This window comes from Testudinibacter sp. 'clade 2', from assembly GCF_006227735.1.
GTDB lineage: Bacteria > Pseudomonadota > Gammaproteobacteria > Enterobacterales > Pasteurellaceae > Chelonobacter.
The window spans coordinates 1-904 of record NZ_VDHB01000251.1 but is presented as its reverse complement, the minus strand read 5'-3'; the positions used below and the strand labels follow the sequence as shown (position 1 = coordinate 904).

The 904-nt window shown below is 32.4% G+C and carries 2 protein-coding genes; both read right to left on the bottom strand.

The features are described from left to right. A partial coding sequence (locus tag FHQ30_RS13060; RefSeq protein WP_139625202.1) for a hypothetical protein occupies positions 1 to 268 on the bottom strand: 268 nt, incomplete at its 3' end. Then, on the bottom strand, positions 261 to 904 hold a 644-nt coding region (locus FHQ30_RS13355), incomplete at its 5' end, for a hypothetical protein (protein ID WP_267965323.1). The genes FHQ30_RS13355 and FHQ30_RS13060, both read right to left, overlap by 8 nt.

Genomic DNA, 904 nt, shown 5'->3' with positions numbered 1-904 from the left:
ATCTATGGGGGCGCAATGCTAAATCCTTAGAATAATTTCTAGTAAATTTCAATAAAAAATTAAACGCTATATCACTCCCCTTTGCGCAAGCAATATTTGCTGCGGAAATTAACTCATCAAGGTCACCATCGGATTTTAAAATATAATCTTCTAGAAGAGGGACAATCTCATAAGGAAATTTATTCTCATCCAATTCTATCATCTCCGATTCAGATAAAATTTTCATGCTGTTTTTTGAAATATATAGAGATGACACTAAATTATTCATAAGCACCTCTTGTTTTTTTAATATACTCACTAGGTACCTTTGGAGTTATCAAGATTTCATTATCTCTTATAGCATTATTTAAATCTTGTCTCGAGCGAATAAACTCATATCTAGTGTTTCTTGTCGGATTTTTAGAGTATGAATCAAATTTTATTGATGATTTATTTTTCAAATAAGAAACAACATCTTGATTTTCTATTACCTCAATGCCTTTTAACTTACCTGATGAAACATCATTCTTTAGATTATCTAGCGCAACTGAAATAGTATTATCACCATATTTTTTCCCTTTATTATTACCTGAGAATGAAATATATTGACTTTGTTCTTTCAGTGGACTCGCTCCCCTAATATGCTGTGTTATAGTTACACTTCCACTAATATTTGCGGACAACAAGTCCCCAGAGGCATCAATATATGCTTTTATTTTTCCCTTATTATTAATATTGGAGTAAAAATTATCATCTGAACGATAAATAACTTTTCCATTAACTGTCACAGATTCAGTATGATAACCTTCAGTGATATCAATAATAGGTCGTCTAGAGTCTGAAGCCTCCGAGTTTCCGATACTATTTATTCCACGCCCAATCACCACCCCGGTTTCCCAGGTATTCCCCTGTAATTCAATGTCTT